The sequence below is a fragment of the Methanofastidiosum sp. genome, assembly GCA_020854815.1.
Classification (GTDB): domain Archaea; phylum Methanobacteriota_B; class Thermococci; order Methanofastidiosales; family Methanofastidiosaceae; genus Methanofastidiosum.
The window spans coordinates 1-6,862 of sequence record JAHKLW010000018.1; the positions used below are offsets into that span (position 1 = coordinate 1).

7 protein-coding genes are annotated in these 6,862 nt (G+C 35.4%); all 7 read right to left on the reverse strand.

Annotated features, from left to right (window positions below; genetic code table 11):
* The coding region (gene pyrE / locus KO464_01475) for an orotate phosphoribosyltransferase (GenBank protein MCC7572041.1) at positions 1-592 on the reverse strand (592 nt) is incomplete at its 3' end.
* Positions 589-1,521 carry a dihydroorotate oxidase gene (locus KO464_01480; GenBank protein MCC7572042.1) on the reverse strand — a complete coding sequence of 311 codons (933 nt, stop codon included), beginning with the start codon at positions 1,519-1,521 and terminating at the stop codon, positions 589-591. The genes pyrE and KO464_01480, both read right to left, overlap by 4 nt.
* Positions 1,518-2,432, reverse strand: a complete 915-nt coding sequence (locus tag KO464_01485) for a hypothetical protein (protein ID MCC7572043.1) — start codon at positions 2,430-2,432, stop codon at positions 1,518-1,520. The genes KO464_01480 and KO464_01485 overlap by 4 nt, the downstream gene beginning before the upstream one ends.
* Positions 2,432-3,673 (reverse strand): amidohydrolase family protein, encoded by a 1,242-nt coding sequence (locus tag KO464_01490; GenBank protein MCC7572044.1) that lies wholly within the window; start codon positions 3,671-3,673, stop codon positions 2,432-2,434. The genes KO464_01485 and KO464_01490 overlap by 1 nt, the downstream gene beginning before the upstream one ends.
* A 138-nt stretch (positions 3,674-3,811) precedes the next feature.
* Positions 3,812-4,420: a uracil-DNA glycosylase gene (locus KO464_01495; GenBank protein ID MCC7572045.1), complete on the reverse strand. Its 609-nt coding sequence runs from the start codon at positions 4,418-4,420 to the stop codon at positions 3,812-3,814.
* 120 nt (positions 4,421-4,540) lie between these two features.
* Complete coding sequence (locus tag KO464_01500; GenBank protein MCC7572046.1) at positions 4,541-5,410, reverse strand: DUF1638 domain-containing protein; 870 nt, start codon at positions 5,408-5,410, stop codon at positions 4,541-4,543.
* Positions 5,411-5,475: 65 nt separating this feature from the next.
* Positions 5,476-6,862, reverse strand: a 1,387-nt coding sequence (locus KO464_01505; GenBank protein ID MCC7572047.1) for a hypothetical protein, incomplete at its 5' end; no start/stop codon positions are given.

The window sequence follows — 6,862 nt, forward strand, 5'->3', positions numbered from 1 at the left end:
CCCTTGGATTCTTTCTCCACAGTTCAATTTCACTCTTGCTATTGCCAATCTTATCTGATTCATACTCAAGCAAGCCTTCAAGTGACAAAAGACTTTGAAATGGAACATTTAACTCCTGGAACATTTCTAACGATTCAGAAAATTGGTATGAGAATATTGAAACGGCTTTCATAGATTTAGCAGAAGACTCTCTAAGTAAATTGATCGCCCTGCCAATAGAGCCACCTGTTGAAACAACATCCTCTATGACTAGAATATTTTTATTAATGTCAATATCCCCTTCGATGCTCTGTTTTTTCCCGTAATCTTTGTGTGATGATCTGACATATCCAAAAGGAACATCAAGCCTATCTGAAAGCCATGCCCCCCAAGAGATGCCGCCAGTAGCAACTCCAATTACAGATTCAATTTCCATATCTTTTATTTTTTCTAAAAATCCCGATATGATCTTTTTTCTCTCTTTTGGATAGGATATCAGCCTTCTTGTATCGCAGTAAATGGGACTCTTTATCCCTGAAGAAAAAGTGAAGGGATTTTCTGTATCTATGTGGATGCTTTTCGTTAGGAAAAGTATATCATAGAGCTCTTTCACTCGATCACCTTAAGTTTTCCTCTAAAGTTATCTAAAGAAGTATAGCCTTTCTGTTCCATTATTTGGCAAAGTTCTTTTGATACTCGTTCAAAGACAGACGGCCCTTCTTGGTAGAATGAAGTTCCTAGTTGAAGCAAAGTAGCCCCAGCCAGAATAAACTCAAATGCATCAATGCCCGTGTAGATTCCACCTACTCCCACAATTTTGATTTTATTATTCAATAGTTCGTGGAACTTTCTGACATTTGCAAGAGCTGTTGGTTTGATATATTTCCCGCCGAGCCCGCCAAATCCACCCTTTGGCTTTATTACGACTTTTTCAGTTTCCCAGTCTATAAAGAGTGCATTCCCAATTGAATTTATACTAACGATAAAGGATATTTTTGAACGATTAAGAATAGATGCCATTTCTTCAAAATGAACGAAATCGAAGTATGGAGGCAATTTAACACCCCATGGCTTATCCGAAATATCCCCTACTATATTCATTATCTCCTCAGACATTTCAAAGTCATACCCTATCTGAGGCCTCCCAACAACATTTGGGCACGAGAGATTTATCTCTAAGATATCCACATTGGAAGAGTTAAATGTCTCAACTATTTTTTTGTACTCCTGGCTTTCTGCACCGGCTATGCTTGCGATTAACGGCTTGTCATAGGACTTTAACTTTGGAGTTATTTCATTATAGTACTTGTATCCAAGATTTGGCAGCCCCATTGAATTGATTGATCCCCATTCAACATCAACATATCTTGGTTCAGGGTTGCCCTCACGCACTTCAACTGTGCAGGACTTCATTACAATCCCGCCAGCCCCAGAAGTTGCAATATCTGTCAGTTCTTCTAAGGTAGCGTCTAGGGGGCCTGATGCGTTCATTATGCAGCTATCAAAATGAATCCCTGAAAGATTTGCTGAAATGTCGATCATTTTATTTCCATCCCTAGTATTTTTCTTGGATTTGTTATGGCCATCGTTGCTAATGCTTGTTCAGATATACCTTCATTTTTTAGCAAGTTCATGTAAGTCTCAAGACATTCACTTGATGATGGATTCCTTACCTGCCCTGCATCAGAAGATATGATACAGTGCTCGTACCCAACTTCTTCAATATTTTCTTTTATTGTTTTGAGAGGATAATCTTCCGGATGATCTCTATCAAGCCACATAATATAACAGTGCTCAATGTATGCTCCTTTTGAGGCAAGTTCTTTCTGAACGTCTATAGGCATTGCGATGTCCCTCTGCATTGGGTGAGTAATGATTGTAGGGATGCCCATTTTTAATGCTTCGCTTGCTAGGACATAACTTTCCTGCCATGACAAATGTCCTGTCGCTAGAATACCATTGTTGTCTTTTATTGCCTTAAGGACTCTATTGCATTTATCAAATAATTTATAATTCCAGTCTGTAACTTTTATAGCTTTGAGTTCTGATTTTAACCTTGGCTTAAATTTTGGATCCTTTACCCATTCAGGAGGTATTTCGTACTCGCTGTGATTCTTCAAAAGATGATTCTCAGCATGTGTGGTTGGAAACCAAACTATAATTGGCGCACCTTTTGACATTGTTGCAGAAGCGTATATTGCACTTGGATTAAATCCTCCCATAAAGTAATTCAAAGTTATTGATCCTATTAGAAGTGGGTCATCTGATTTTTTTTCAATTGTATTTATTACAGATATTGTTGGAAATCCGTGAGATTTTAGTGCGATACCTGTTATCTTCCCTTTTTCATTTTTTAGAAGACTTTCTACTGTGTCTCTTCTTGGGAGGATATCTGGGCCTATGTGGTAGTGCATATCTATTGAATCTTTTACTATTGAAGAAATCCCGGACATCAGTTATTCCTCCTTTGGAATTTATTATCATTAAAAGAAAGAATATTTCCATTTTTTATTACACATGGTATTGTTTCATCGCTATTTAGGATATCAAGTTTTGACATGCCGTCTGTTATTATTATGTCTGCCTGTCTTCCTTCTTCTATCCCATAGTTTAATCCCAGAAGTTTTGCCCCGTTTGTTGTTGCCATTGCTATGGCCCCGTCTATGTAATCTCTTGTAGTCATCCTTGTTGCCGATACTAGCATGTGAAGCTCTCTTATCATGCTGCAGTTTCCAAATGGGTAGAAGATGTCTCTTACGTTATCAGTTCCTATTGCAACATTTATTCCATTGTCGTATAGCTCAGTGACTCTAGTTATGCTGTTTGATGGCCTTATCCAGAGATCGTTAACTTCTGCAAATCTTGTAATCATATTTGCACTTGGCGTGACTATGACATTAATCCTTAGAGCCTTCATCTGCTGAATTATCTCTTTTGCTTTTTCCGTTGGTAGCCTTGAGAGTGCTATTGCATGTGTTACTGTTACTCTTCCTTGAAAATTTTCTTCCTTTGTCTTTTTTATTACCTCTGGCAGTATTGCCATTCTCGGGTCATTTGTTTCGTCTACCTGAATATCAAGATTTTTATTATACTGTTTTGCAAGCTCAAAAAGTATTTCAAGATGCCTTTTCTCATTTCCCTTTGCTTCGACTAGTGGCAGGCCTCCAACTACATCTGCTCCAAGTTCCATTGCTTTTTCCATTAGGTCTCTTTTTGCTTCATCGACTACACCTTCTTGTGGGAAAGCGGCTATCTCTATGTATACTCTATCCTTGTATTTTTCTCTTAATTTTAGAAGAGATTTAATCGGGACTACCCCGGCTGTTGGGTCTACATCTACCTGCGTCCTTATTGCCGTTATCCCTTTTGATAGCATCCGCTCTATTGTGTCTGTTGCTCTTTTTTCAATGTCTGATTCAGAATAAGAGCTCTTCAATTTCTTTAATAGAAGCCTGTTTTCTTCAAGTGTCTTACCAAGATGGTCTTCTGTCATCTTATCTAATAGATTTGACTTATCAAGGTGGCAGTGAGAATTTACAAATCCACTTAGAACATAGTGTTTGTTTGCATCTATGTTTGTTTCGCCATTATTCAATTTGCCTATCTTTTCTATTTTGCCATTATTAATACCAATGTCAGAAATTGTAGTACCATTTATTCTTGCATTTTTAATGACAAGACTAAATTCGCTCAAGTAATTACCTCCTTTTCCGAAGGAGGGGATAAGAAAAACTGTTTTGAAAATTTTTTAGCGTTTTCAGTCGTTCCTATAACAACCTTTCCAAACCAATCCAATAATAATATATAAGGCTTTGGGTTTTGATTTCCAAAATTATTGGATAAGTTCAAATGCATTTTTTATATCTTCAGCAATCATTTTTCTTTTTGATTTTTCAATCAAAAAGTTTTTCCCTGTTATGATGTAAGAAGGGAATACTCTTATGTCACCATAGAAAAAACTTTGATTTCTTAGTTTGTAAGTTGAGCCGTTTGGAATGGTAAGTTTTTTTGTATTCCTTTTTGATATGAGATTAAAGGATTTGATTGCGACATCACCCATTAACATGTAGACCTTAGCATTTGGGAAAAGTTTCAATTCTTCTTCTAGAATAAATGAGCATTCTTTTATTGTATCAGTTGAAATGGAAGTTCCAGTCTTTGGACATTTAACTGCTGTTGTTATGTATACGCCTAAGTTTAAGATATCATTTATGGAATTAATAGGATACCCCGCATCGCTAAAAGCTTGTTTTGTTGTTTCCATATAGAAAGGTGTATCGATAGAATAGAAATAATCTTTTGGATCTAGTGGTGGAACTTCTGAAATCATAACTATTTTTATTTTATCAGGATTAAGATCTAAATAGGGAATTTGGAATACATTCTTTTCAATATCTTTACATGGAAAAGATTTGCAGGATATTTTATCGGATGGTTTCATGGTTTTAATTAAGAAAACGGTAATATAAGGTTACAGTATTGTGGATCCTTTTATTTAGGTATTCGTGGGTTTGAATCCCATACCGCTCTTGCTTTCTTCTAATAATTAAACTTGATATAATTATTTCACATTAATTTCTGAGATGGCTTTTTCAAGACTTTCTTGTAATAATCTAATAGTGCCTTTTCTATAAGACAGATTTAGATCAATCTCGGATGATATTGTCTGGCATTTATTTTTATAGGCTGTAAAATTAGAACATACGTATTCTAATGCAACAATCTGCTTGTAATCTGCTTCTCTTAGCAAATATTTTGTCATCTCTACCGCATCAAAATTTTCAATTCCTAATTGATCTCCAATTTCCTTCAGACGATTTTCACCTATGGCCTCAATCTTTTTTGTACTAAAAAGACCCCAATGGCTAGCATATCCGGGAGTTAAAAAAAATGTACCCGGCTCTTTAGTTAGTATCTCCGTATAATTTGCTTTACTTCCTAAAAGAGCACATACGCAGTCATCAACTATTTCTTTATTTTCATCCTTTAGAATGCCAAAAGGTAATTTAACATTATTATCTCTCAACATACCTTCTAGATTGTTCAATGAATTGCCGCATAATCCGTAATAAATCAAAAGGTAGTCAGAATGTTTCTGTAGTTCTATGCAAGCATTCAAAACTTCATCTTTTAATTCTCTTGGGCTATAGTGAAGAAATAGCGGCAAAATATATACTATGATTTCTAGTTCTTCTTCTCTTTTGAGATACCGTGGAGCAAATAATTCCCTAGCTATTCTTATTTTTTCATAAGGAAAATTATTTCTTATAATATCCTCAAAATACTTTGAAGATTCTGTATTTACAATAATTATCTTGCCTATTTCTGGATGCTCCTTTATAACAAATAGAAGTTCATCTTCAAATACTTCACAACAAACAATACCAATTCGTTTGGAGCCTTTTCCATTATTATTTGGTCCTAGAGGCATATTATCAATTGCTTTTCATTTTTATTTTTAAAAGTTCTGATTAATTTAATACTGAATAATTATTTCTATTTCTTAACAATCTTCTCAATATATTCCAAACTTGTTCTTTTTACTTCATCTTTCAAGAACGGAACAAATCTAATTGTGCCTGCACCAGGATGGCCCCCGCCTTGGACTTCCTCTAGGTATAGATCTTTCAACTGTTTTATTATATCGTTAAGATCAAATCCAATTGCTTTTGCCTTGTTTGTTGCCCTAAATACAATATAGTCTTCAGCTATCCCCAAACTAATTATAGCCCTTTCATCTTCGTTGATTTCATTATTCCAAATATATTTATTGTGAATAAAGCCAAGTGTTCTCCCTGGAGAAGGGAACTCCCCCCTAAAGATGAATTTTTCTAGATCAATTGTAATAAGGTCAAAATTATCGGCAAGATTTTTTATATCAAGATGCTGCTTTATCAAATTCCACTGTGAGCTTCTCTTTTTCTCTATTTCTTCAAAAATATAGCTAATTAACTTATTTCCTCTCTTTTTATCCCCGAGCATCATTATGTCATCAATATAACTATTTATGCTAAATCTTCTTAGATAATAGGATTCGTGATCCAGTGCCAATTTAATCTTTTCAAGCTCACCTCTCTTGAAAGGAGAGATCTCAAGATACTGATCCATTTCACTGCCCCTTGATTTATCTCCAATTCCAGCAAGTGCTGGCAAATGTATGGCGTAAATATCTACCTCAGCATCAATCATCCTTGATAGTTCATGAGCTAACATTCCGGTGCATAAATTTGAATCTCCAGAATATATGTGTGGATTTATGTGAAATGAAACGTACTCGTCAATAAGATACTCACCATTATCTTTTTTTGTAGGCGGGTGGTGGTCTATTACTCCAATTTCAAAATCATATACTTTGGCCCTAAGAATACCTTGTAAATCGCTATCAGTGCTGCCGTTGTCTGCAATAATAAGAAGTGGCTTCTTCTTAGAGAAAGAAAAGTAAAGGTCAATATCTTTCAAAGCATCTTCAAGGTCATAGTAAGGTGCTGCACATGGTTTTCTAAATATCCTGCAGTCCTTCTTTTTTTCCTTGTCAGCGTATGAGCTAATTGCCTTCTCTAAAGAAACTCCGGCTGTGATGCCATCGCAATCATTGTGATGCCTTATGATAATCATTCTTTCCTGTAAAACTGCTTTCTTTATAGAAGACATTGCAAGCAAGAATTGATCTTCCATTTTTTTATAGACTTGAGAATTTACAAGAAAATCTGGGGCGTCCCGCTTGATCTTATCTAGAAACATAGCTTCAATATTCTTCTTAATTGAAGTCAATTCTTCTTCATTTAGCCTTTCAAATTTACTTATCTGAAGCTCAACGTTTTCTCTCCTGATTGAGAGTACCCCATAGAATCTGACAAAATCCCTGAGCTTTAATGAATAGAAA